The sequence below is a fragment of the Rhizobium sp. WSM4643 genome (assembly GCF_025152745.1).
Classification (GTDB): domain Bacteria; phylum Pseudomonadota; class Alphaproteobacteria; order Rhizobiales; family Rhizobiaceae; genus Rhizobium; species Rhizobium leguminosarum_I.
In genome coordinates, this window is record NZ_CP104042.1 from 522780 (window position 1) to 548967 (window position 26188).

At 59.3% G+C, this 26188-nt stretch carries 15 protein-coding genes; 6 read left to right on the plus strand and 9 right to left on the minus strand.

The genetic code is table 11. The annotated features are described in order from the left end of the window. Positions 1-53: 53 nt before the first annotated feature. Positions 54-887: an IS5 family transposase gene (locus tag N1937_RS29440; protein ID WP_017965255.1), complete on the plus strand. Its 834-nt coding sequence runs from the start codon at positions 54-56 to the stop codon at positions 885-887. Between the two features lie 188 nt (positions 888-1075). Here the strand turns inward: N1937_RS29440 and N1937_RS29445 are convergent, their stop codons facing one another. Both N1937_RS29445 and N1937_RS29450 read right to left on the minus strand, forming a co-directional pair. Next, positions 1076-2893 (minus strand): zinc-ribbon domain-containing protein, encoded by a 1818-nt coding sequence (locus tag N1937_RS29445; RefSeq protein ID WP_260059984.1) that lies wholly within the window; start codon positions 2891-2893, stop codon positions 1076-1078. 464 nt (positions 2894-3357) lie between these two features. Further along, on the minus strand, positions 3358-4038 hold the full coding sequence (locus N1937_RS29450) for a hypothetical protein (RefSeq protein WP_260059985.1): 681 nt from the start codon (positions 4036-4038) through the stop codon (positions 3358-3360). 252 nt (positions 4039-4290) lie between these two features. On the opposite strand from N1937_RS29450, the gene N1937_RS29455 reads away from it, so the two are divergent. The 3 genes from N1937_RS29455 (at position 4291) to mcrC (ending at position 7876) form a co-directional block, all read left to right on the plus strand. Beyond that, positions 4291-4428, plus strand: coding sequence for a hypothetical protein (locus N1937_RS29455; protein WP_260059986.1), 138 nt, complete (start codon positions 4291-4293; stop codon positions 4426-4428). A 170-nt stretch (positions 4429-4598) separates the two neighbouring features. Continuing rightward, positions 4599-6779, plus strand: a complete 2181-nt coding sequence (locus tag N1937_RS29465; protein ID WP_311202856.1) for an AAA family ATPase — start codon at positions 4599-4601, stop codon at positions 6777-6779. A gap of 5 nt (positions 6780-6784) precedes the next feature. Beyond that, positions 6785-7876 (plus strand): 5-methylcytosine-specific restriction endonuclease system specificity protein McrC, encoded by a 1092-nt coding sequence (gene mcrC, locus N1937_RS29470; protein WP_260059987.1) that lies wholly within the window; start codon positions 6785-6787, stop codon positions 7874-7876. A gap of 12 nt (positions 7877-7888) precedes the next feature. On the opposite strand, the gene N1937_RS29475 is transcribed toward mcrC, so the two are convergent. The 5 genes from N1937_RS29475 to N1937_RS29495 form a co-directional block, all read right to left on the minus strand. Further along, positions 7889-13777 (minus strand): DEAD/DEAH box helicase, encoded by a 5889-nt coding sequence (locus N1937_RS29475; RefSeq protein ID WP_260059988.1) that lies wholly within the window; start codon positions 13775-13777, stop codon positions 7889-7891. A gap of 12 nt (positions 13778-13789) precedes the next feature. After that, positions 13790-15682, minus strand: a complete 1893-nt coding sequence (locus N1937_RS29480) for a hypothetical protein (RefSeq protein ID WP_260059989.1) — start codon at positions 15680-15682, stop codon at positions 13790-13792. A 164-nt stretch (positions 15683-15846) separates the two neighbouring features. Continuing rightward, entirely contained in the window at positions 15847-18204 is a 2358-nt protein-coding gene (locus N1937_RS29485; protein WP_260059991.1) for a hypothetical protein, read from the minus strand. A 347-nt stretch (positions 18205-18551) separates the two neighbouring features. Then, on the minus strand, positions 18552-20492 hold the full coding sequence (locus tag N1937_RS29490; protein ID WP_260059992.1) for a BbrUII/HgiDII family restriction enzyme: 1941 nt from the start codon (positions 20490-20492) through the stop codon (positions 18552-18554). Then, positions 20485-21546 (minus strand): DNA cytosine methyltransferase, encoded by a 1062-nt coding sequence (locus N1937_RS29495; RefSeq protein ID WP_260059994.1) that lies wholly within the window; start codon positions 21544-21546, stop codon positions 20485-20487. Before N1937_RS29495 ends, N1937_RS29490 begins: the two co-directional genes overlap by 8 nt. A 277-nt stretch (positions 21547-21823) precedes the next feature. Here N1937_RS29495 and N1937_RS29500 point away from each other — a divergent pair, with 277 nt between their 5' ends. Then, positions 21824-22249: a very short patch repair endonuclease gene (locus N1937_RS29500; protein WP_441005677.1), complete on the plus strand. Its 426-nt coding sequence runs from the start codon at positions 21824-21826 to the stop codon at positions 22247-22249. A gap of 35 nt (positions 22250-22284) precedes the next feature. On the opposite strand, the gene N1937_RS29505 is transcribed toward N1937_RS29500, so the two are convergent. After that, on the minus strand, positions 22285-23115 hold the full coding sequence (locus N1937_RS29505; protein WP_260059997.1) for a DUF5677 domain-containing protein: 831 nt from the start codon (positions 23113-23115) through the stop codon (positions 22285-22287). A 196-nt stretch (positions 23116-23311) separates the two neighbouring features. Then, entirely contained in the window at positions 23312-24442 is a 1131-nt protein-coding gene (locus N1937_RS29510; protein WP_260059998.1) for an RHE_PE00001 family protein, read from the minus strand. A gap of 189 nt (positions 24443-24631) precedes the next feature. Between N1937_RS29510 and N1937_RS29515 the strand changes: the two genes are divergently transcribed. Continuing rightward, a complete protein-coding gene (locus tag N1937_RS29515) occupies positions 24632-25780 on the plus strand; it encodes a site-specific integrase (protein ID WP_260059999.1) in 1149 nt (382 codons plus the stop codon). The last annotated feature ends 408 nt before the right edge of the window (positions 25781-26188 follow it).

Consider the following 26188-nt stretch of genomic DNA (forward strand, 5'->3'; position numbering starts at 1 on the left):
AAATCAGCCAGTTGTGATTTCTGTTTGTTTGCTTAGGACGAACGGAGACCACAATGGGCTGGACTGATTTCACCCGTCGGCAATATGCCCGACGCGCAATGCGGTATGCAAGCGATCTGACGGACCGGGAATGGGGATTGATCTCGCCTTGCCTGCCTGAACCGAGGCGGTTGGGCAGGCCGCGCAGTACCGATCTTCGCGAGGTGGTGAATGCGTTGCTTTACATCGCCACGACGGGGTGCCAATGGCGGATGATGCCCAAGGATTTTCCGCCTTTTACAACTGTGCAGTCCTATTTCTACGAATGGCGAGCGACAGGGTTATGGGGTCGGATCAACCATCATCTTGTGATGGAGGCGCGTGAACTGGAAGGCCGGGAAGCCTCGCCGTCTGCGGGCGTGATCGACAGTCAAAGCGTAAAAACCACGGAAAGCGGCGGCATTTCGGGCTATGACGCGGGCAAGAAGATTAAGGGACGCAAGCGTCATATCGTCGTCGACACGCTTGGACTGATGGTCGGCCTCGTGGTTCACAGCGCCGATATTCAGGATCGCGATGGTGCACCTGCCGTCCTCAAAACCATTCTCAAGCGCTGGCCGTGGCTGAGACATATCTTCGCCGACGGTGGTTATGCCGGACCGAAGCTGAAGGGCGCACTGCAAAAGATCGCAAAGTTCACTCTCCAGATCGTCAAGCGGACCGACAAGGCAAAAGGCTTCGAGGTTCTGCCGCGTCGCTGGGTCGTGGAGCGCACCTTCGCGTGGCTTGGCAGATGCCGACGCTTGGCCAAGGATTGGGAAAAGTCCCTCGCTTCAGCCGAAGCATGGATCACTATTGCCCACATCCGCGTCCTGACACGACGCTTGGCAAGATACGGATATCGTTGAAACCTTTTCGAGTCAGGTTTTTAGTGAATCCCGCTGCCGCACCAAGGGCGGTTGCCTTTACAGGCTGCCGGCTGCCGGGCTAGACAAGGTCGGCGGCCGAGACCATGAACATAAGGTTCTCAGCAGACGGCGCCTGATCGCCATGGAACCGGGTTGGCGCTCGAAGAGAACGGGATGCGCGACCGCAGTCATTGGCGTTTCGATCGGTTGGGTGTGTTGGGTCCGGCGCGTGCCGGTTTATCGGTCCAGTGAGAATGCCGACATGACAGGTTGGGGCATCTCGTTTTCGCTCTCGTCCGCGACTGGACCTCCGCCTGCCATTCGTGATCGCATTTATAGCATTTCCAGTGAGCCTCTGATTGACTTACGGCACTGGTAATCTCTGGATCGAGACCGATAGCTTCATTTTTCCCGCGCTCCCAATCGCAAAGTAAGATAGGGAACTGGCTGGCCAGCGACTTACTTTTTCTCTTCTCGGCCCGACAAACAGTGCAGTTGTCAGCTTCTTCTTTTGTGCTTGCAATTCTAGCTTCGTATGAATGCCCTTCCTTGCAGAGGAACCATGCGGTCCCATCGCTACTGGCGGCGACGTCTGACGCAGGCTTGACGTTCTTTGTTTCGTCCCATTGAGCGGCGACCGAGGGCTTTTTCGCCGCCAGCGATCGCTCATACGTCAACCGGGGCCCCCTGCAAAAGGGGCACCCCATCCGTCCGCTTCTCATCCTGTCGGCGATGCTAGCTTCGTACAAGTGATCCGGATTTGCGGCGCATATCCATTTAACCACGCGGTGCGACTTCACGTGAAAGGCATCGGGACCAAGGCGATTTTCAGGGTTCCATACATCGTAGACCCATGGATAGTGATCGCTCACAGACCCGCCTTCGGGAGGATAGGACGCTGAAGCGCATAGGCGTTCATAATGATCCTCGGCACGAAACGCCCCTTTAGAAAGCCAGTCTCCGGCAAAATCACGTAACTTTGTGACATTCGCGAACACCCATTCTTGAAACTTTGAGAAAATGACAAGTTCGTCCAAACCAAAATCGATTGTGAAGCAAGGTTCGATCGGCTCAAGAACGTCCTGCCGCACGCGGATCAAATCGATCCCAGCTTCGGCGAGGACGGTATTCTTTCGTCGATCCTGCTCGTAGCGGTGCTTGTGTCTGAACCCGTCAACCTCGATTCCCAGATTCAGACTAGGGATAAATATGTCGATTTCCGGTAACCTGCCCTCATCCGTAAACTGCGACGCGGCATCGGCAAATCGAGCGGCGACTTCGGCATGAAAGCGAGCCTCAATCCTGGAAAACGTCGTCGAGCATTTTCGGCAACCGCACCCCAGATTGGTTCGGGTATAGGGTGTCGCATTCCAAACGTGGGTGCATTTCGGGCATAACCATTTGACATTCTGCTTTGACCCGGCCGTCAGCTGGTGAATCGCCAACCGATTGTCAGAGTGGTACTCGATGATTAGCTCTGGATGGGTGACGTCGAGTGATGAAGAACGAGCCACCGCTCGTGCGAGATGGGCTTCCGATATAGCGGCCGGTTTACATCCGCCGCATCCGCCTCCCGATTCCCAAGTTTTAACTTGGTCAGACACTTTCCGAAGGTAAATGGTCGTCTTGCCCGCTTGTGCGCACCTGCGGCACTTCCATAGCCGAGCAATGTTGGACTTTCGCGGTAAGCTGTCAAAGCTCACATCATTCTCTTCGGCAAACCAAGGCGCCATGTCGGGAAAGACTTCAACCAAAAGGTCGCCTCTCGGGCGGCTGGGCTTAGGCTTGTCCCGGAGTGCCGTAACCGATCCGGAATTATAGCGTACAACCCATTCAGCGAGAACCGGGCGCGACATTCCCACGCGCGCAGCCGCTTCTCGTCTCGATTCTCCCTCGAGGACAAAAGCGATCGCGAGAAGGCGCTGCTTTACTTTTTCATCGCATTCACCTTCAGCGATCAGGCGAAGCTCTTCCGGGCTCTTGTCCCTTCTCACGGCATGCGTCACGTGCAAACTCCACTAATCCGCACCTTCTTCAACCTATATGCTGCCGATCTTTAATCACCGGTAACGATGATCACGCCAGTCATCGGTCAAAGGCGCACCCAGGTCGATCTCGATGCTGGCGACGGGGCGCCTTAATGTCGTCGAGCGTGGACTGTTGAGGGCACATTTCCGCTTGAGATATCCTTGTCAACGAGGGTAAGGAAGGCACCGATCGACGGATCTACGTGATCATCTTCGGCTTTCGGCCCGACGACCACGGTGCCGTCAGGTAATACCTAGAAAGTGATCGCTTCCTTGCGCACGCCGAGCATACGGCGGAGGGGAGCCGGCACCCTCTTCGGACCGCGCTCGGTAATCGTCACATCGATGGAAAGTGTTGCAGTGCTCATCGCTATCGCTCCTGTTTGAGGATTGGGTAAATGCAAATGCATTGCCGCCTCACTCACTGTCTACCGAACATCGTTTCAGTCGTAACGCCGCGACAAATATTCGTGGCGATCGGAGATATGATTGAAAAGAGCGATTTCTTCGTCCGTAATGCCGGCCTGGCCCGGGTCATCGTGGCGAGAACGATCCGCTCGCGCGACAAGCAACATCAGCTCTGTTGTCACATGTAGGCCGTTTGCTTCAACGATTTCGACGATCTGTTTCATGGGATAGTCGCAATAGTAGTCCATCTCGGCTACAATAGAGATGCCGCGGTCGAAGAGCGCCTTGAACGCATGACGGATCCCCACACTGCGCTTGCGGTAGGAGCCAAGCTCGTCCCATGCATGGATGACACGGCCACGCGAACTAGGATAAGCTCTCGCCTCCACAATGATCATATGTCGCGTCATGAAGAGGGCGGCTAGAGGCCGATAAAGATTGAAAAGGCGCTCGCGGTCGCGATGGTCGACGCATGCTCTCCGCTGGGCGCGCGAAGCCCGAATGTCATTTCCAAGTTTGGCAATGGTGAAAATGGCAATGATCGTCGTGGCAAGAGGAACGTAATGCCGGATATCGGTCGGGATTATATTCCAAAATGGCGGCCAGAAGCAAATGGCCGACAATGCAAGCGTTGCCGCGCTCAGCAGCCAGCTTGGCACAGCCTTCAGCGTTTCAAGCGACTGTCTTGCCAATCCTACTCCAGCAGCGGCGTCCATTATGCTTTTCCCTCTTCAAGGCGTTTTCCCACATATAGCGGTTCGATGCTTCAATTGTGCATAATTCGTCGCATCGCCCGCCGATAGCGAAGTCGGCAACGACAATGATGTGAATCAAGGCCATAGCGGCAGTGTTTTTGTGGCTCCCGAACGGTATCCATTGGCACCGTTGTAGCTTGGGTGTCTCACCGGCCATTGCATGCAGCGGGGATTGCCAGGACACGTGCCCAGGCAGGCCGAAGACTTGATCAGATGCAGCAGCGCACCCTGTGCTTACGAGCATTCTTCCCGATCAAGGCGACCGAGTGGACTGACCGCAACAAATTCTCGGTGGAAGGCGCCGGGTCGGTTCAGTACCAATCAAACGTCGGTTACTTTGATGCGATCTGAACAAGCGACACGTAGAAAAACGCTAAGCGCCTGCAACAAGATTTTGGATGTCGCGTGGTGTTTCGGTCGTTAGAGCCCCAAGCCAAACCGCCACATCCATTAGTTGCTAACGGCAGCGTTCGGATTGATGATCGCACCTGCCGAATCGCCGATACGAGAGAGCCAGAAATATGCTTGATTCCGGAAAGACCTACAAAGCCTTACTGGCTGCCGCAAGAGAGCACCGCCTACTTACCTTCGACGACCTGGCACTCGCGAACGAGGTCGATCGGAAAACAACCCGCGGTCAACTCAGGAAACATCTCGGTAAGCTAGCAAAGATCGGCCATGGACTCGGCTGGCCGCTTTTGTCATCAATCGTGGTGGAACAAAAAGATCTACAGTCCGGCGACTTAGCAGGAAGTGCGCTCAAAGAGTTTCTCACGGTCGCCACAGCCACCGGAGCCGACGTCGGTGATCCGTCCGATTTTCTCACCAGAGAGCGCGAGAAGGTGTTTCGTTGGGCAGCGACGGCTCCTGCGGAACCGGATTTGGAAAATATGACCGGGCCTCGTTTCGTCGAGTACTTCGGACCGGTCCTGGACGCACTGCGAAATCTCGGTGGATCCGGCACCCCCGAGCAGGTCACTGAGTGGATCAGGGCGAACGTAGACATCCCCGCAAACGAATGGAATGCCAAAACAAAAGGCGGAAATCCTCAGGTTCAGGACAAGATCAACTGGGCTCGCTTTTATCTCCTCAAGGCCGGGCTCATAGGTTCGTCGAAGCGCGGCGTCTGGTCGCTCACCGAAGAGGGCAAAGAGACCGTTCTTTCTTACGAGCAGGCGCTCCTTCTTTTTCGGGAGATCAAGCGCCGGTTTCAGATCGCACGAGAGGACGAGGACGCCATTCCGGAAGATGCCACGTCCGATCCGTTCGACGAGCCGGCACGCCGCTTCTGGTTCGTCGGCGCGTCGTGGGACGACGGCGGCGATCAGTGCGATCGGTTCGTTCGTGACGGTATTTGGGAAAACGGCTACGAGGACCGTTACCTCGACGACGTCAGAAAAATGCGCAAGGGCGACCTCATCGCCATCAAGTCGACGTTCACGAGAAAGCTCGGTCTTCCCTTCGACAACAAGGGAAACGCCGTCTCCTGCATGCGGATCAAAGCGATTGGCACCATCACCGCGAATCCCGGGAACGGACGAACCATTGAGGTCAGTTGGCATAAACTCAGCCCGCCGCGAGATTGGTTCTTCTATACATATCGGACCACCGTGCTCGAAGCAGATCGCGACGACGACCTCGCGCGCCGCCTGATACTCTTCACCTTCGCGGGCGAGCCACAGGACTATCGCTATTGGACCACTGAAGTTCCCTATTTTGCAAAAAAGTACGGCGAACCCGACGTCCCCGTGCCGGCAGACGGGCTGTACGAGGATTTGCCAGAGACCGAACGCGAGGTCGCCAATCCGTCCTACACGATCGAGAACATCGTCCGTGACGGATGCTTCATCCCGGACGTCCTCATTTATCGGCTGCTCGAACGCGTTAGATCGAAGAAGAATGTGGTAATACAGGGACCACCTGGAACGGGAAAGACATGGCTCGCCAAACGGCTCGCTTATGCGCTCATCGGATCCAGTGACCCGAAGCTAACCAGGCAGCGTCTACGAATAATTCAATTCCATCCATCCTATTCTTACGAGGATTTCGTATGCGGATGGCGGCCGACAGGCAACGGCACTCTTGCGCTTCTGGATGGAGTCTTCCTCCAGATCGTCGAGGCGGCGAAGGCGCAACCCGATCGTCCGTTCGTCCTAGTGATCGAAGAGATAAATCGCGGCAACCCGGCCCAGATCTTCGGCGAGGTCTTGACCCTTCTCGAAGTTTCGAAGCGGAATCGTGACGATGCCATGGAGCTCGCCTATCACACGGAGAAGCACGAAAAGGTCTACGTCCCCAAGAACGTCCACGTCATCGGTACGATGAATATCGCCGACCGATCGCTAGCCCTCGTCGACCTGGCACTCAGGCGACGCTTCGCTTTCGTGGACCTCGAACCCCAATTCAACGAGCATTGGAGGCGATGGTGCGTAGAACGGTGTGGTTTCCCGATCGAAGCCATTGATCTGATGCGTGCAAGGATCGCCGCCCTCAACGAAGAGATCGAAGGCGACCGTGCTCTCGGCTCTCAGTTCCGAATCGGCCACAGCTACTTGACGCCCGCGGCCGATATGCCCGTGAGCGATCCCGTGGAATGGTTTCGGGACGTGGTGAGAACGGAGATAGTTCCACTGCTTGAGGAATATTGGTTCGATGCACCGGAAAAAGCATCTGCGGCTGCCCGTAACCTCTTGGCCGGGTAACAAAGATGGGAACGCCTGCGACGATACGCACCATAGGGTCGATTCCTGTCCGCAACATCTGGCTTCTGTTCCTCTACGCATCCAACCTCGCGCAGTTCTTCGGTCGACATTCGGTCCAAGTGGAATCCTCTCCGGATTTCGAGGACCTCGTCGCGCGCCTGCTGTGCTTCGCGGTCGAATTGCGACTTCGGCGCAACCTCAGTCGTGGTTATCGGCGGATCGAAGCGGTGCTTCCGCGCGTACGAGGCAGAATCGATTTGCTTCAAACCCATGCCCGCGGCCTCCTGGAGCGTGGTGCCGTCGCATGCCGCCTGGATGAATTCACATTCGACATTGCCCGCAATCGTCTCGCGCGAGCCGCTCTCGGCCGGCTAGCGAAAAGCCTGGACGATCGAGAACTTGCCGGCCGTTGCCGGCGCCTCGAAGGCGACCTGCTGCGGCTCGGTGTCGCGGGCCCCACGCCTTCACGACATGAAATCGCCGCCGACCGCGTCGGACGGCATGATCATGACGACCTGCTAATGATCAGCCTCTCGCGCATCGTCTTCGATCTGGTTCTTCCGACCGAGGACGAAGGAGGGACGGTCGTGACAGACGTGGAGAAGAAAGCGATCCTCGTCAGGCGCCTTTTCGAGAAGGCGGTGGGAAATTTCTGTCGCTCCGAACTTTCTCCGCTGGGTTGGCGGGTCAGGCAAGCGAAGCGATTGGATTGGCAATTCGATGATGCCAGCGATAGGATCCACTCGATTTTTCCGGCGATGGAAGTCGACATTGAGCTGGAAAGAGCATCGGAACGCTTGATCGTCGACACCAAGTTCACGTCTGTCTTTGCTCGCTCGCAATATCGGGAAGAGGTCCTGAAGAGTGCCCATATCTATCAACTCTATGCCTATCTTAGAAGCCAGGAACGATCGGACGACCCACTGTCGCTCACGTCCGCCGGAATGTTACTCTATCCCACGGTCGGCGTAGAACTCGACCAGACCGCAACCATCCAAGGTCATACGATTCGGTTCGTCACCGTAGATTTGACCGTTCCTGCGCTCCAGATCGTCGAAAGACTCCGCTCGATCCTGGTAGGTAGGGGACGTGAATAGTCCGGCGCTCGCTCACGTCATTCCGAGCGGCCTGATCTTGGCGAACTCGACGGCCTTGACCGGCCTTCTCGCGGCATCGAAGGAATCGATGAAGTAAATCGCCGTCCCCTGGAGCTCCCCCAATACGTCCACGAGGCGACCTTCGCCGAGCGAAGCTTCGTCGAGACGCCAAAAGGGATGGACCATTAAGTAGGCGACGGACGATCCGCTCCGGTCTTCCCTCAGTACCGGCAGTCCCATATGCCCTACGCTGGATACCGAACGGGCGACCGGGTTGAGACGCTGCAACTCCGTGGCACTACGCTCTGCAATCGTGCGCCAGTCCGCAATTTCGCGCGCGCTCCAGTCCCCGTCGAGACCGGCGGCCCAATCGACATCGATCATGCCACGCAGGAAACCCAGCCCGAGCCGCCAGTCGAGTAACCCGTGATAGCCACGATTGTTGTATCGCTGCATGCAGCGATAGCAGGAACGCGTGCAGGTCTGCGGATGATCGCTCTCGAAATATGGCTGGACGAGCCGGTCCGCATCCTCGACCATCGACCGGATGAGCCGGTACGCCAGCGGCGAACCGTCGACGACATCGGCCAGTCTTCGCGAAAATCCGGCTCCGTTGACGAGGCTGTCGGCGATCTGCAGTAGCGGCAAGCCGTCCCGCAAGCGTGGCTCGAGCGTTTCGAATTCCTCCGGACCGATATCCATCTCGAGCGCCGCGCGCTGCATCAGCAGCTGCGTCGCCGATACGGCGGCGGCCCGCATGCTGGTCTTGTGGACGCTCCGTCCTCCCAGGCGGTCGAAGGCGAGGCCCCTCGGGATCGATCGCATGCCCAGGTAGAAGGAGTCCGTGCGCTTCCGCGACATCAACCTGACGGCTTCAGGACTGGAGGCGATTCCCAACGAGTCGTGCGCCGCGGACCAGTTGAGCGTATCCGCAAGCGTGTCGGGAACCACGTATTGGTGCCGGAGGTTCTTGGCCCAAAGCGGCGGCGACCGCCGCATCATGACGTTCTTCTGAACGGCTTCTTGGATGACAAAGCCCTGGGCTTCTCCGTCGATGTCGATTGGCCCGTCGTTCTTCCGGATGACGGATGCCCTATCGCCCGTCGCGAACAGTAGGTTGGTCTCCGGCCATTCGACCGTCGTCAGATCCTCGATCTCCGACGAGGTCTCCCGTCGCGTCGGGCGGGCGAGAATCTCGTCTTCGTCTAAAGGCGACGGACGGAAGGACGTACGAAAGCCGGACGGCATGTAGTACGTGACGTAATCGGATGCCGAGATCGACGCGCCGCAGTCGGCGCAAGCCCCCTCCTCGACTGCCTCGGCCGCCCTCGTGATGGTTGCGCCACATATCTGGCAGACGGCGATCGCCGCGCGGTCGGCGAACCACTGCGGACTCGGCGACCCCTTCAGGAACGTCGCGGTCTGCTCCCGCTCGTTTTTTCGGACCGCGATAGGCGCCGTGAACCCGATCGCCGTGTGCTTGCGCTTGTCCCTGATCAGACTCTGGCCCGGGGCGAACTCATAGATCGCGATGTCGAGATCACGATCGACCGTATCCCATTCCGAAGAGCCCGTTTCGGCATCCGCGGGACCGAGGATCAGGTCGCGGACCCTCGTCGGCATCCCGTACATGGGCAACAACCCCGCTTCGGCCAGAAATCCCGCGAGGTTGCCTACCGCCGAGGCGCCGCTCTCACGCAACGCCTCTATTTCGGACAACAGGCTGTCCGTATGCAGACGGGAAAGTAGTTCTTCGGAGCGTCCCGGCCGTCCGGCGCCCAATGCTCTAGCCACTCGATCCCGCACGGAGCGGGAGCGATCCAGAGCGTCGCGCAAACGGTCGGGCCACTCCGATCCTACTGCGAAATAGGTGTCGCAGGAAACGAATTCGCCATGGACGTCCGAAGGAGTGTCGTCACCCGGATAATTCTTCCCGCTTTCGTCCCTGAGGAGTTCGAAGGCGGCGATCAACCAGAACTTTCGCAGCAGACGGAGTGGAATCGCCAAATGGTCCGACGTCAGGAAAGGAGGTGGCGGAGCGTCGCCGGTGATCGCTTGCGGGTGCTGGAAATAGTGCAGGTCGTGACTGCGACTGCGGCAGAGCGTCGCCACCATTGAAAAGGCCTGTCCACGCCGCCCCGCCCGTCCGACGCGCTGCTGGTAGTTGAAGCGCTGCGGCGGCATGTTGGCCTGATACACGGCCTGGAGAGAACCGATGTCGATGCCGACCTCCATGGTCGTCGTTACCGACAGCATATCTATCTCTTTCGCCTTACGGGACAATTCGTCGCCCCCTCCGGAAACACCGTCGACGAAAATTCCCCTGAAACGGCGCAGCCGGTCCGCCGGCGATCCTGTCTGGCCGGTCAGCTCCTCACATCGGAGCCGGAAGCCGCCGGCGCCGCCGCCCTCGGCGTCGGTCATGCCGCGAGCGAGAAAGTGCCGTTCCCGAAGCTCACGAACCCGCCCGGTCGGTTCGCTGGGCAGCGGGCCCGTGCATCGCGTGCAGATCTCGGCTCCGCGGTGGAGGTGGACGCGCGTGCAGTTCTCGCAGGCGAAGTACCCGTGGTCGTCGTCCACCAGACGGACATAGAGCCGCTCGGGCTCTATGAAGCCGTTCTGGTGCCCTTGGTCGTGGAGAGCTGACAGCACGCGATCAAGCTCGCCCGTCCGGCCGCCGGGAGCCACAGCCTCGGCGAAGCCTCTGACGCGTCGGTTCGGGATGGCATGAGCGTCCGGCCACTCCTTGCGTTGGTCGTTCCTCTCGACCCAACGGTTGCCTCGAACGCGATAGGAATCGGCGAAAACCCTCAGATAGGCGTCCATTCGGTCGTGATCGGCGCCCCCAGTGGCATACAGCGACGGATAACCCAGCCCCGTCTCTTCCAAAGCGAAATACGTCTTGGAGAACAACACGTCGTCGACGAGCGGTTTCATGTCGGCCACGATCTCGTTCCGCGCCACCTGGAATGCCAGCGCGTCCGTACCCACCCGCCAGTCGACCGCTCCCGCGTTCAAAGAGAACAGTCGGTCCCAATCCACACCTTGTCTGCCCGGCCCCTCTCCGATCCGCGCGATCCCGACGTCGTCCGTGGGATGCATTCCCAACGCCACCATGCTCGCCAAGAGCGGCTTTGCCCTTCCCTCCACAACTTGGCCCGGGGTGACGGCGGTCTCGACGATCGAGCGCAACGCCACCCGTCCCGGCTCCCCGGCTTCCTGTCTCAAGGCCGCCACTCGCGCAGACAGCGTCGCGACCGCGGCCACGTCGTTCCGCTGCCAAGCCTCGTTCATGAGAGCGGTCGCTTCTTCAATCAATCGAGGTGCCGCTTCGGCAAAGTCCTTCACGCTTTGCACTAGGAGCTGACGCCGACCATCCTGATGATGCCGTCGCTCGATGTCGAGCGCGGCCCGTGAGGCATCCTGTCGACTGTCGGAGAATACGACCGCCTTCGCGCTGTCCCCGCTCGCGTGCAATATCGAGAAGAGTTCCGTCGCAACGAGCTGAGAGCTCTTGGCGAAGCCCGTGCGGAAGCTTCGTATGGGGGATTGCCGGAACCTTCTGCTTCTACCACTATAGTCTATCCCGCAGGCCGGGCAGCATTTCGGGCCCGCGGTCCCTGGCGTCCTGAGCGCGCCTCCGGCGTTCGGCGGCAAGCAGAAGATTCGCCCACGCACGGCGTGGGGTCGTTCGTCCCAGCCTCCCAAGACCATGCCGTTGCGCGTATCGAGCGTCGCTTCCATCCACCGCTCGTCGTCCTGGTCGCCATGCTGGGGCCCGTGCCGACTCGGCCAGAAGACCGCGAAGTCCTGATAGCTCAGATCCTCGTAATTTCCACTCGCCCCGATCTCCGGGAGAGTCTCCAGCTCTGGAGAAGACGGCAGCAACTCTACCTGGATGCCATTGCTTCGCTCGGCCTCTCCACGTCGTCCTCCGACGAACTCCTCGCCACAGGATTCGCAATAGACCAGTTCGAATACGCGTTCGCTGACGGCCCCGTCGGACCCGTATGTCGTGCCGCGCTCAATGGTGACGCCTTCGAAGCCGACGCTCTCACCGACGACGACGGGTGTGGCGAACAGGCCTTCGATACTCCTGATGAAGACGTGCTCGCGAAAGCTCGTCGTGCGATCGTCGATGTGGATTCCGAGGAGATCGTTGACGCGGTCGCCGAGCCCTCGCAGGATCACTAGCCCTCGCAAGGCAAGATGTGTCTCGCCCGAACTCGTACCGAAGACCCGTTCGGCAATGGTGTCGATCGCGGTTGCCCGCAGCCTGCCTTCGCTCTCCGATTGGCACGCGCTCGTCAGGACCGAGGCCGCCGCCTCTATCGCCTGTCTGACCGCGAGCAAGGGGTCGGATGCCGGCGTCGACACGAGGGCACGCCCACAGGCGGTCACGGCGTCGGTCAACCCCGGCCGCCAAGTGTCGAGCCGACCGACCAGCTGTCCGGCCGGCGACAAGAGCCGGATGAGGTCGACGAAGGGTCGCGTCCGCAGCGGGAACGGCATTTCGCTGGCCGGGATCTCCTGTGTCCCCGTAACAATGGCCGACCCCCAGCTCGAGGGATCCGTCGCGCCGGCATCGCCCGCTCCTTTGCTCGTCCCGAACGGGCCGAAGAAATCGTGAAGATACTTGAGGCTTTTCGATCCTTCCTCTCCATCCAATGGCAGGGACGCGCTCGACGCCAATATCCTGAGCTTATGGCTGTGTTCCGGTCGATCCAGCCCAAGGCGTTGCACGAGGGCCCGGATTAGGCCGGAAACCTCGGTTCCGGCAGACCCGCGAACGAGATGGAGCTCGTCCAGAACCAGGAAGAAGTAAGCACCTTCTTCCGTTTCTAGCCACCGTCGTGTCTCATCGAAGATTCGCGCTTCGATCTCCCGAGACAACATGGTGCCGAGCATTGAGACGTTGGTGACGAGCACGTCGGGCGGTGTCTCGTGCATGTCCCATCGAGCGACGAGCTCGTTAGCGTCGACGGACGGGAAAAGATAGCGTGTCGGATCGTCATCTGGGTGAGCCGCATCGTGGTGCCGTGCGAGCGATTGATCGTCCTCGTACCGAGTCATCGCTGCACGCACGCGGGCTACGCGCGCTTCCGCCCTTTCCCTCTCGATCCGAACGTCCCCGCGTCTCGGATGCACGAGATTGCCGGCTACCGGCGTCGCGCTCGTGTAACGGCCGAAGAATATCCGATTTCCTCGGAAGCGTTCGTCCATAACCGCCGTGGCCTCGGGGGAGGTCAGCGTCTTTCTCAAACGACTGAGCTGATCCTCGACAAGCGCGTTCATCGGATAGAGGATTAGTGCCCGGACGGCCTTGGGCCGAGCGGCGTGCTCCCCGTCGCGGTGATAGCGAAAATTCTTTGCGGTATCCCGCCACCAAGATGAAGCGAGATAGCCTGGCGACGGTGCGGGCCATTGCGTGGCCTCCTCGGCGATCGTCGCCAGGATGGGCAGCATGAAGGCCTCCGTCTTACCGGAGCCGGTCCCGGACGTGACGATACCGGGCGTGCCGGACATCACGCCTCGTTTCAGCATTTCCATCTGATGCGTGTAGGGTTTGCGTGATCCTGCTCTTCGAATTTCTCCGTCAGCGGCAACTCCAGGAAACAGACCGGAAAGGGCGAGCTCAGCGAACGCGATGCGCCCCTCACGCGACATGCCCCCGATCGGATTGCGTTCGCCCGCGAGATCGACCAGCTCGTCGAGGCCCCATTCCGCAGAACGATACCGCGGCACCGGCTCGAGGAACGGCGCCGTCGCGAGGTTGCCCGGCTGGCGCAGCAGTGCGCGACGCCTATCCGCAAGCTCCGTCCGCCTCACTCGAAAAGCTGTATCGAGATACGAGATGTAAAGGTCTCTCATGCGCTCGAAGGCGCCAATCGGGTCGAGCATCAAGTATCCTCCTCAACCTATCATCGACTTCAGCCAATCACGGCCGTCGGCAAACATTTTCGGGGGCGTCGTCCCAGCATTCTTGCCGAAGCGGCTCGCCCAGACGGTTCTGACAAGCTCGTCCGTCTCGGGGCCGCGGAACGGCCAGCCGGCCACATGCGCGCGCAGCGGAAAATCGATATCCTCGTCGATCTTCCACTCGAGGCAGCTTTGAACCAAAATTCGAAAATCGTCTTTCGTCGGTCGCGGACGTACGGCATCGTCGAACCAGACCCGATCCGTTGCGTCACCGAGCACGCGTCTCAACTGCTCGCCCGTCAATCCCGGTGTCTTCGCCGGCCGGATCGGTACGACGAGATCTTCGAGACCTATCACCCCTCGCCGGCCGTCTATCGGACGACCACCCATGCTCATGAAGACGAGAAGATTCGCCGGGCGCTCGGGAGAAGCGAGGAGCGACATGAACGAGAGGATCCATATATCCATCGGCGTTCGTTCGATGCCTTCGAGAAGTACGATCCTCAAGGTTGACCTGTCGAGGCATGCCGTCTTCCAGACACGGGAAAAAGTCGTGAGCGATCCCGTCGCCGGCGTCCGCCAGATGTCCTCGTGTCCGAGGATCGAAGTGTCGAGCGATTGCACCGAGAAAAGACCCTGAGCGACCGCCGACGCGTAACAGCGAACCAAGCCCATTGCGACATCACTGCCCAGCAGCACCGTTTCGCCCGATCTCGACAGGATGTCGATGCCCCTTAGATCCGATGCATTGAAACCATGGAACGTCGCCGCGGTGTTCAGGGCGGCGCCTATTTCCGACCAGGCTCTCGGCGCGATTTTCCGGTCGAAACGAGTCGGGCGCATCAGCGGCATCGGTATGTCGTCCGTGACCGTGATCAAATCGCCGCGATCGGCGAGGACGTGTTGGAGGTCAGACGCCAGCCTGCGCATCGGTTCGCCGGGGGTTTGTCTGTCGCTCGAGACCAGTGCCAGATCGGAAATCATTCTTTCGAGTGCGCCGACGATTTCGTCCTTTTCGGTCGATCGTCGGGCGATCTCCTCGGATATTAGCTCTCTCTTCGCTGCTAGCGTTTCGGTCTCGGCCAGGAGCGCGCGGTTCGTCTCCATCAACGCCGAATGGGCCGCTTCGATCTCCCTCCGCACCTCCTCCTCGAGACGCGTGCGCAGATCGTTTTCGATCCGCTCGCGTCGCGCTTCGATTTCGACCTTGAGCTTTTCCTCGATCGGAGACAATTCGCTGAGTACGGCGACGATCTGATCGACCTTTTCCACGCCGATCCGCAGGTCGGCCGAGAGGCGTTTGACACGATCGTTGGCCGCCCGCCATCCGCCCTGTTGCGAAGGGAACAATTCGAAGCGGTCGAGCGTGGTCAAGATCGCTTGGACCTGCGCCTTCGTGGCGGGAAACGGAACCGTGCCGTCCTCCGGCTTTCCGACCCGTTTTAGTCTCTTGATGAGCGCATCAAGGAAGTCCTTGTCGACCGACCAGTCGATCACATCGCCCGGTTGGCCGACGGTGATCTGTGGGACCGAAAACCACTTGCCTTCGACCTTGGTCCCGTCGAAGAGCGCCGTGTCGAATTCGAAAGTCTGGAGTTTCTCGAGACCCGCGAGGTCGGCGAAGCTCTTCTCCTTGAAGGGGTTCGGCACCAGAGTGATCCGGACGCACCGGCCACCGGTCAAGGCTACGACCACCTGCTCCCTACGGCCGCCACGCGCGCGTACGATGCCTATTTCGACCAGTTCCCGTCGTGCATCCTCGATATTGCGATGCGTGTAATCAAGGACTTCTTCGACCTTCTGAACGATGCCGAGCTGAAATTCGTCCGGTCCCGACGGATCCGACACATGTTGCGCATCGAAGGCGAAGGGAAATTCCGTCCCCATACCGGGATGTTTGGGTGAGAATATCCTTCCTTCACGTGGGAAGGTTTCGCTCCATTTGTCCCAAGAAAGCCATGAGCCATCTTGCGCGAAGGCGAGTGGTTCGATGCGCGTGTACGGGCGGGGCTCATAAAGGCAGCGTCCCAAGAACCAACTCGTCGCCATCGTCACACCCCCCCTGCAATGCTGTCCCAGCTCGGTCGTCGGGTACCGCGACGACGCGCCAACGCCATGGCCGACCCGGTCGCCGGTCCATCTTCTCCCGGGCCGGCGAACCCTTCCCCGATGAAGCGCCTCAACCAGACCGTCATCGACCGATCGAGATGATAGGCGTAGTCCCATGTCCCATCGCTGGCCATCACCGGTCCCGATGATCGCATCGTTCGGAACCGCGCCTGCCGAGCGATCGGACTGGGCAGATATCCGGATTTGCCGATGCGCCTCAACCTTTCGCCGTTCTGCGCGAAGAGAGCAATCTTGTTGAGTCGATGCCCTTCGAGGATCGCGGCGACTCGTGATGCGGTCTTTTTGAGGATCTCCGAGCCTCTTCTCAGCACGTAGAGATCGGCCTCGTCACCCCTGTCCCTCACCCAACGCTCGAGCGAAACCCGAGCGCTCTCGTCGTGCCGATCGACGAAGAGTCCGAGTCCATAAGACCAGGAGCTCGCATGCCGTCGGCCGTCCGGCGTTCTGGGATCTTCGATCCATTGGCGGATCGGGTCGGGTGCCGGCAGGGCAGACAGCGGCAAGACCGGCCATTCGAGCGTTTCGGCAAGGCGGGCCACGAACATTCCGTCGATGCGGATGCTTTCGGGTGACCAGGGTGCCCCTCCGTAACGTTTCAGCTCCCCGCCTGTCACCCCCAGCGCCTTCGACAAGGCCTTTTGAACGATGCAAGGGGTGGCGCCGTCGACGACGGCTTCGCTCTCAGACAGTAAGACCAAGCTGGGACGACGGCACGTCCACACGCGACCCCGCCAAGTCTGGGAAACGTATGGATCGAGCCAACCGGCCTCCTGATAAGCCCGCAGCACGTCCCACACGAGATCGTGGGTCGGCACGACCCGTTCAATGAGAGCGATCAGTTCACCTTCGCGCCATCCGGTGCCCGCTTTCGAAAAGATCGCCTCGCCGAGATCGTCCATCGCGGTTCGGTCGGCGGCGACGTCGTCTTCGATCATCGCCCCAATTTGCAATGGGTGGCTGGGCGCTTCGTCCGACATCTCGCGATCCTGCCGCCATCCGGACTTCGAAGTGAAATCCGAATATGTGCTAGGTTCGGGCGCGCTGCCCTCCAGCACGCAGGTGAGATCCATTCTGTTGTCGCCCTCGGCCAGACCGATGCGCCAGACACCGTCCGTAGTCTCTTCGCAACGTAGGAGCCCGTTTGGCTCGACCCGCAACTCCCCCGGCCCTTCGCGCAGTCGCGTCACCGAGATCGCTGAGGAGTGGACGCCGCTCACCTCCGGCAAAAAAGACGGGCGCCCGAGATAGACATTGCGTTTCAGACTCACCCCACCTGTCAATCTCGGACCGACGAGCTCTTCCGGAACGAACCCGTTCCTGGAGAGGTGACGCAGGACTTCGATGCCGTCGATCCGCCCGGATATATCCCAATCGCGGTCTACCTCGGTCCAGGTCGTCCTTAGCCTCCAGTCTCGCGGCGCGGATCCTCGCCTTGCGACGACCATGCAGAAATCGTCTGTACCCGGTCCGCCCTCGTCACAGACCCAGGATCCCGCCCGCCGGACGAAGACTGCGTAGCCTTCGCCGATTCGACGAGCCACGTGCCCACTCTTATTTCCTGCGACAGCCTGAAGAACGTCACTCCAAGCCCCCCCTGCGAAGTGACCGCCGCCGATTGAGCTCAATCGGCTCTGGCGCGCCGTTTTCAAAGAAAACTCCGCAACGTCCTGGTCGAAACCCGCGAACCGCAACTCGATCCAGGCAGCCGCGTCGCCTCTTTCGCCGTTTTCCGCCGATATCTGTCGCTCGATACCGGATACCAGAGCCCAGAAGCGATGGCCGGCAAGCATCGTCTGTCCGGACGACAAACGTTCGGAAAAGTCCAGCAGCGCGTCCATAATGGCACTTGGTATGTCGAATCGTCGGTGGGTCCGCAGCAGTTCTTCGACCAGCCTCCTCGGAGAACCTCGCACCGACTGGGAAATGGTCTTCAGTATCGCGGCGAATTGTGCCTTGTCACGCCATGCCGGAAAGGCCATCTTCACGGCATACCCGATCAGTCTCATGGCGCCTGGATCGGGGAGAACGACTTGTCGCACGGGACGCCCGGCCGATCTCTGCCGATCACTCCAATTCGCGAGCCGCCGCCAAAGCCTGTTCACGCCGCCGACAGAGGTCAATTCGGCAATTCCGAACGCCTGTCCCATGCGGACACGGAAGTTATGCGTATCGAGGTCCGTGCCGGCGACGTCGTTGACCGCAATCACGCATGTCAGGACGAGATATCGGAAGAAAGCAGGCTCCTCCTCGGCAGTATCGGAACTCGAGCCGCCGCTCAAATAATGACCGACCAAGGCGATATCGAAGCTGTCGAGAAAGGAGCGGAGAGCGATCTCGGGGTCGAGGTCCGTGATGCCCGAGGCGATCGCGAGCTCCGACGACGTCGCGTCCAGATACGTCATCGGGCTTCCGCCGTTCGGACCGTCCGACGAAAGATAATGGCTCACCAGCCTGGCATTCCATTGTTTACCGGACATCGTGAAGATGGAAGCATTCCTCGCAAAAGACACGGCGCGCGCCCTACCCAAGCGCGAATCACAGCTTAGGAGAGGCTCACTCCAGCAACCACAAATATATTCGCTCTGCCCGGCGGGAAATTGCGACGAGCTTGTGACTTAGGTGAAACCTACAGACTCGCGTCGATGGCATCGAGAATGGCGTAGATCCGGCTGGCCGTCTTCGAAGCCTCCAAATACTCGCCATAGGCTCGTCGGGCGTTCCCGATCAATTGCTGGTATGTCATGACGCGAGCGTTGGCTTGCTCGAGAATGCTACGCGATTTCTCACGACCCTGCGGTTCGGACCAGTCCTTGAGATCTTTTCCGACGAGGCAGATGATCTCGTACGCTTCGGCTGATCGACCAGTTCCTGCCAAGAGCTGATCCATCTTTCTCTGATATTTGCGCACCTGCGCGAAGAGTTCGTCCGTGTCGCAGACCCTGCCCGCGCGCTTGAGCTCGATGATGAGGTGCTCCCCGCCCGACTTCCTGTACTGGATGTCGACGCGCCCGATGGTCTCCATGTATTCGCCGACGAACTCTTCGTCGTTCAGAACGGCCTTCTTCACCTCCTTCTCCATCACCGGATCGATAGCCGCGCGATCCCACGACGGATCCAAGAGCCAGAGGTGCTGGAAGAGGAATTTTTGAAGGATCTTTTCGAGGCTATTCTCTTCGGTGAGGCCCTCGAAACTATTTATGAGATCGAGACGCCCCTTCGAGATCTCGTAGTAGAGTTGCGCCTCGAGTTCGTCGTGGTCCTCGAAGGCTTTCAGAAAGCCGGAAAAATCGCTGTCGGAAAGACTGTCCAGTCGACTGAGGCTGTCACGAAGCTTCAGCTTTTCGAACGCCAATACGCTGAACTTGAAGAGAGGCTTCTTGTCGCTCGGGTCGAGCTTCAGAGTATTGATCTTCCCGAACATCTGCGTCGCCTTATTGCGCTGGTCGGCGCCCAGCGTCTTGAACCAGGCATCGACTTCCGGAACCTTCAAGGCTTCCTTGGATCCCTCCTTGTTTCTCAGGTCCGTCCACTTGTTCTGAATGTGCTTCAGTTCGGCTTGTATCTCGGCTCGAAGCCTCACGACACGATCGTCGTCCTCGATCAGCGCCTGACGGTTGCTGGTGGCGACATCTTCCTTCTCGTCGTCGTCCAGCCAATCCGCATGGATCTCGCCGACCACATAGGAGGCGTAGAGGCCGTCCTCGCCGAAGAATTGCAACGTCTTCTCTTGAGCGACCCGGCCTCTGATCATGATCTGAATGTCATTCAGATTGTCGCCATCCTCGCTGGCGAGATCGCCGGCCGATTTGACCGTACCTATCCAGCCAGAGAACGTCGCTTCGCGCGGGAAGACCTGCGTCGCCGAAGTGGACTTGCTGATCTCCTCTCCGAGATCTCCGTAAGTCCATATGAACTCGACCTTCTTATAATACTCCCTGTCCTCCGACGTGATGGGCACGCCGTTGACGTGGACATCGAAGGACTTCTCGTACTTCACCTGTCCGATGGAGGAAAAACGCCTGGCCAACCGTCGCCGAAGTGGGCCCGGCGCATTGTGCGTCGCCTTCCGAATGTCTCGGATCTCGATCCTCGTCCCTTGCGAGATCGAAATCTCTGCGAGCGGAACCACCGCTGGAACATATTCCTTTTCACCCGCGGCGATTGATGCCTGGATTCCAGGCAGACTCAGGATCAAGCCCGACCGCTCCCCGCCCCTGCAACTATGAACCTCGATCGTGTCGGCGATCGAGAAGAGCGAGAGCTTGCCTATCCCCTTCCTTCCCAGCACCGGGCGCCCATGCGGTGTCTTCGCTTCTCCGTTTTTTCGTCTCTGGTACCCGACGGTCAGGAATTTCCGGTTGATGTCGTCGACGGACATGCCGTGTCCATCGTCCTGGATGATGATCTTGCCGGTCGCGACATCAATGCCGACACTCTCGGCATCTGCATCCCAGGCGTTCGCGACCGCCTCGGAGATCACGGCGGGCACGCTGCTGTACAACTTGATGCCGAGATGGTTCAGGACATTCAAGTCGATCGTCATTCTGAACGGCGAGTTTTCAGCCACGGCCGACGATCTCCGCCGAAATTTCCTTTGCGATGGCCTGAGCGAGCGCAACCGGAACCGCGTTTCCGATCCACTTTCCCACGGTCTTAAAGCCAGGAAATTTGTCCGCTTCGAAGAAAGCGTAGTCGGCAGGGAACGATTGAAGAATAGCCGCCTCGCGCAACGATATCGCGCGATCCTGCTCGGGATGGCCGAAGCGGCCGTTACCGAAACCGTAGCACTGCGTGGTCATGGTCGGTGCGGGCTGATCCCATCCCATACGTCCATATACTCCACCGTAACCTTTGCCCGTCTCGGCAGTATGGCAAGTGGCGACCAAGTCGGCTGGCCAGTCGCGCCAAGTCCCGCCCGGCTTCGACACCCTGATGCGCTCGAGGTTCAAATCCGAGAGCTTGCTCGCGCGATGCAGAGGATCGTTAGGATCGACTCCACCGGCCGTCAGCCGAGGGAGCCCTGCGATCGCCGCCCTCACCGTCGCGCCGGCCTCCTCGGAAGGGGCCGATAGCTGAACGACCTTCTTCTTCGATCCGATAACTACCAGCCGCTTTCGACGCTGCGGCACTCCATATTGCGAGCAGTCTACGACCTGGACGGAAAGCAAGTATCTCGTAGACAGCGCATCCAGAAATTCTTGAAACAGGCTACCGGCCTTGTACTCCAGCAGACCCGCAACGTTCTCCATCGTCACGAAATCGGCGTCGACCGATGTCGCGATCCTTGCGAAGCTCTTCAGCAGCTCCCAACGGCCGTCTGTCTTGCCTTTTTTGTAGGTGGAGAAAGGCTGACACGGGGCGCAACCCACGAGCACCGAGGGCCTTGTCCCGGTGAATCTAGACTTTATCTCGTCGGCAGACAAAGAGCCGACGTCCTTCTTCACGAAACGCGAATCGTTGTTGGTCTCGAATGCATACCGGCAGCTTTCGTCCACATCATAGCCAGCGCGTATGTCGAACCCGGCGCGTTTGAACCCGTTGCTGATTCCGCCGATTCCGCAGAAGAGATCCACGACCTCGCCCACCGGCAACAGTGTTGAAGGACCGGAACTACTCGGCATGAGACGTCGTCCCGATTTCGCTTATCTTCGCATAGGGCAAGCTGCACGACCCCCGGTTGCAGTTTCAGGCTACTTTCTCCGATTTATCAAAAGAAATCAAGCCGCTGAATGGTCCGCCCGTCACTTTTTCTATTTCGCTCGGGGGTATGCGTTCTGCCGTAAAATCAGCGAGATTTGATGGTCGACTATTCGGATCGCCTCCATATCGGCCAGAGACACGGTAGGATTTTTGACAGACGAAAACGAAGCTGCTCCGACCGCATTTCGATCCGCCCTGATGGCGCGCGTGGGTCAGAAAAACACGCTGCCCGAAGTAAAGGTCCGAAAGATTCTTCACGGATTGGGCTATCGATATCGGATACATCGCCGCGACTTGCCCGGCAGTCCGGATATCGTCTTTCCAACTCGCAGGAAGGCTATCTTTGTTCACGGGTGTTTTTGGCACCGACATGCCGATTGCAGCAAGGCGACATCCCCAAAAACGCGTGTCGAATTCTGGAGAGAAAAGTTCGCGAAGAACGTCGAACGCGACAAGAGGAAGGAGCGTGAATTGCGCGAACTCGGTTGGGAGGTCGAAACGATATGGGAGTGTGAAACTAAGGACATGGAAGGCCTAGCGCGACGCGTCGTGTTTTGGCTTGGCTCCCGGTCGCCGGATCAAGCAAAAAAGTATGGAGACGAAGCGAACGTTAAGTCTTCCTAGGCGTCGTTTTGGGATGCCGTCGCGGGTGTTCTGGATCACTTGCCGAAAATTCGTTCGTAGAATTCGCGCTGGCTCTCGATGAAAGCGGATTGAATTGGCTCGCTTGCGCGAGCGGTGGCCTCGAATGCGTTGCGGAACTTTTCTTCATCAATAAGGACGCCGTCGAAGTGCTGTCTCAATGCCTCGGCGCAGAACCAAGTCAAGCTCACCTGATCACTGACTATCCTCGCCACGTGACTGGACTCCAAGAGCCGCAACTCCTCTTGCGGACGTAAAGCACGATCAGCCATCAGATCCAAGGCTGCACCGTCTGCATGCGCAAGATGGCTGCACATTCCATACATGTGCAAAATGCCTTGGAAACCATTCAGGGGCTCGCCCGCGATCAAGCGACCTTCCAGCGATGTGACAATTTCGGAGAACGACCACTTCTGTTCTATTCTCTTTCGTTCCGCCTTGTTGCCTGCGATATTCTGGTCGAAAATGCTCTCTTGGGTCAGCGCTTCGAATATATCCGAAGCCACATGCTCTGCATCGGCTCCTCGAACTACCAACTCGGCCTTGCGTGCTCTCCGACGGTTGCCGATCGAGCCAAGTACGTTCCAAAATTCATTGAGGAGGACGGCCTTTTCCTCCTCCTCGGCAAGACAGATGAACAAGATCTTAGCAGCCGTCTCGTAAAACGACCGCAAGACAATTTCCGCGTCCCAACAATAACCCCAGGTTAAAAGAAACGTCACCGCCTGAGCTCTCGACGAGAGATAAGCGAACAGTGGCCTCAACGTCGAAGTCGCTGCGGGTGTATTCTCGCCATATCGAGAAAAAAGACCGGCGATCTCATCGCGGATGACTGCGTTGGCATCCATGCTGGTATCTTGCAAGTGCTGCAATGGAGATATCATACAGTTGTCCGCTCGGGCTTTCCACGTCTTTCCTGGGACCGTAATTCAGCGACCTGCCTTTGTCTTCAAGACCCTGACCTATCGTGAGATCCGCTGTTGTTTTGTCGTGTCCATCACGTTCGGCAGAATGGTAGTTGGTTCATATAACGGGACTCCGCTGTTAAATTATTCCCCACGCCCGAAACCTCCCCCTCCCGGTCATCTCCCTGAGGCCCAGCTCCAAAACGATCCGCCGCGCCGCCTGCGGCGTCACCTCGAGCGTTTTCGCCACCATGTTTGCCGACACCAACGGTTTTGCCATCACCAGCTCGACCAGCTCCGGCAATTTCGAAGACGCCCGCCGTCCTTCGAGTTTTCGCTCGAACATCGTTTTCGCCAACGTGAGCCGGTCGTGTTCTTTCAGGCCGATATCGGCTGCCGCCAAAAATCCGTGGGCGATGGCCAGCAGCCGGGTTTCGCGATCACGATGCCGGCGCCGATCGACCGGAATGGTTTTCAGGCCGAGGTTGATGGCGGCGAGACGGGTGCCGGTCGTGATGCCGGCCTCCCGCAGGATGGAGGCAGCCAATAGCCGGCCGAGCCAGGGCGCGTGCTGAAGCACTGACAATTCGTTCCACGCATCAAGGGCGACGATCGCCTGCGTCACCGCCGGCAGGTCTTGCACCTGCCGCAACATACCGCGCCATTCGTCGAGCCGGGCATCCTCGTCCCAGTCGAGATCATAAATTAGCGGATCGGCCGGAGCCCGACCGGGCTTCCTGGCATTTTCGATTGCCGCTTCCGATCGGGCGAGCACCGCATCGATGGCGGCATAGTCGACGCCAAGCAGATGTTCGATGTCGTCGGCATCTTCGCCCTCCCCTACCAGATCGATCACGCCGGCGCGTCGGGCGGCGCTGCCCGCCTTTGCTTCGTCGGCGCCGATCGACGCCACTGGCTCCGTCTGCCGGAGTATTCGAATGCCGTCGGCCGAAAGCGCCCAGCCAGGTGGTTGGGCGGCAATGCGCCGACGAGTGCGCAACACATCGCGGGCGATGGTGAGTTCATGGGTGGGTGTGCGAATATCCTTCGTGGCGTCGTGGAGGACGAGGTCTTCGAGATGGACGAGTTCGCCGTCGATCCACAGCGAGGCGCAGGCGTCGGCAAAGTTTTGGCGTTCGATCCAGCCGGCGCCGACCGTTGAACGGGCGATACGCTCGTCGAGACGTGCCAATTCGATACCGGCGCGAAAAGCCGGCTCTATCAGGGCTGTCATGCTGATTTTCGCGATATCGTAAGCCATTGAAATCATGGTAAATGATTTCTTACACGAACGCTATATGGATATTGAGGTTCGCCACATGGTACGGATGCAGGCTGAGGGTATAACCATCGATAAGTACCTCTTATCGATGGTAGATTGATTTCGAGGTCCAAATCAGCAAGAGTCGGCGCAAATCACGGTCTCAGAGGCCGCCGAAACCGTCTTTCTGGAGCGTCCGTGGCGAAACCCAAAAAATCACTGACCGCGGTGGAGCGCCGCGCCGAAGAGCTCGACACCATCGCCGCCGTACTGCCGATCGAGCGCCGCGACGATCTTGCCGAGCTGCTCACCGACCAGGACGTCGAGACGCTGCGCCATCTCGTCAACCAGGGCATGGGCGACAACACCCTTCGCGCCCTCACCTCGGATCTGACCTATCTCGAAGCCTGGGGATTGGCAGCCACCGGACGCTCGCTGCCCTGGCCGGCGCCCGAGGCGCTGCTGCTGAAATTCGTCGCCCATCACCTGTGGGATCCGCAGTGGCGGGAGAGTGACCCTGATCACGGAATGCCGGCCGCCGTCGACGAAAACTTGCGCAGCCAGGGTTTTCTCAAATCCGTCGGCCCGCATTCGCCATCGACGGTCCGCCGGCGGCTGGCCAACTGGTCGACGCTGACCAAGTGGCGCGGCCTTGACAGCGCCTTCGCCTCCCCTGCCCTCAAATCGGCCATTCGGCTGGCGATCCGAGCCGCGCCAAGACAACGTCTTCGCAAGAGCGCCAAGGCGGTTACCGGCGATGTGCTGGCAAGACTGCTGGCGACCTGCGCCACCGACAGCCTGCGCGATCTCCGCGACCGGGCAATCCTGATGGTCGCCTTTGCCTCCGGCGGTCGCCGGCGCAGCGAGATCGCCGGACTGCGGCGCGAACAGCTGACGGTCGAGCCGCCGATCCCGGTCGAGGACGGCGCCCCCCTCCCCTCGCTCGCCATCCATCTCGGTCGCACCAAGACCACCTCGGGCGAACAGGACGATGTCGTCTATCTGACCGGCCGGCCGGTCGAGGCGCTCAACGCCTGGATGGTGGCCGCCAGGATCGAGGGCGGAAGCGTGTTCCGGGCGATCGGTCGCTGGGGGACTGTTTCGAAGCGGGCGATCGATCCGCAGTCGGTCAATGCGATCATCAAGCAGCGGGCCGAGATGGCTGGGTTGGAACCGGGGGAGTTTTCCGCCCATGGGCTGCGGTCAGGTTATCTCACCGAGGCGGCCAATCGTGGAATCCCCCTTCCCGAGGCGATGGAGCAGTCTCGCCACCGCTCGGTGCAGCAGGCATCGAGCTACTACAATAATGCTACGCGTCGAAGCGGACGGGCTGCCCGTATGCTTTAATTGCGGGAGGAGGAGGATTTTCTTAAACCCGAGCAGCTGCGTTGGACTGCAACCCCACAGCGGCCGTTTTTCCGCCCTAGCTGGTGGCAATGATTCTCGTCAGTGAACTCGCTTGGATGCTAATTTGAGTCGCCAGATGGGTTGTCGCCACCGCAAAATGTATCCCTTGCGCCTATTGCTTCGCAGATTCCGGTGTACGGGTGAAAACGGCGTCCGGAGATACACCCTCGATAACATTTTGTTGTTGCACAATAATGTTTAGATCTCTTTGCACGAGCGGCGGTCGGCATTAAGGTTTTGTTAACCCTAAATAGCTTGCCAGCCTGTTAGAATCGATGCTTATTGCAAGCAGCGGAGTGATTAGGAAATTCCGCTCAGAAGCGCTATTTCAAGAAATCAGGTCCGGGG

What these genes read in the sequence shown, in the direction of transcription:
- N1937_RS29440 (WP_017965255.1), top strand. Translation starts at nt 54, where the DNA reads ATGGGCTGGACTGATTTCACCCGTCGGCAATATGCCCGACGCGCAATG.
- N1937_RS29450 (WP_260059985.1), bottom strand. Translation starts at nt 4,038, where the DNA reads ATGGACGCCGCTGCTGGAGTAGGATTGGCAAGACAGTCGCTTGAAACG.
- N1937_RS29455 (WP_260059986.1), top strand. Translation starts at nt 4,291, where the DNA reads ATGCAGCAGCGCACCCTGTGCTTACGAGCATTCTTCCCGATCAAGGCG.
- N1937_RS29465 (WP_311202856.1), top strand. Translation starts at nt 4,599, where the DNA reads ATGCTTGATTCCGGAAAGACCTACAAAGCCTTACTGGCTGCCGCAAGA.
- mcrC (WP_260059987.1), top strand. Translation starts at nt 6,785, where the DNA reads ATGGGAACGCCTGCGACGATACGCACCATAGGGTCGATTCCTGTCCGC.
- N1937_RS29475 (WP_260059988.1), bottom strand. Translation starts at nt 13,777, where the DNA reads ATGCTCGACCCGATTGGCGCCTTCGAGCGCATGAGAGACCTTTACATC.
- N1937_RS29480 (WP_260059989.1), bottom strand. Translation starts at nt 15,682, where the DNA reads ATGGGGACGGAATTTCCCTTCGCCTTCGATGCGCAACATGTGTCGGAT.
- N1937_RS29495 (WP_260059994.1), bottom strand. Translation starts at nt 21,546, where the DNA reads ATGCCGAGTAGTTCCGGTCCTTCAACACTGTTGCCGGTGGGCGAGGTC.
- N1937_RS29500 (WP_441005677.1), top strand. Translation starts at nt 21,824, where the DNA reads ATGGCGCGCGTGGGTCAGAAAAACACGCTGCCCGAAGTAAAGGTCCGA.
- N1937_RS29505 (WP_260059997.1), bottom strand. Translation starts at nt 23,115, where the DNA reads ATGGATGCCAACGCAGTCATCCGCGATGAGATCGCCGGTCTTTTTTCT.
- N1937_RS29510 (WP_260059998.1), bottom strand. Translation starts at nt 24,442, where the DNA reads ATGATTTCAATGGCTTACGATATCGCGAAAATCAGCATGACAGCCCTG.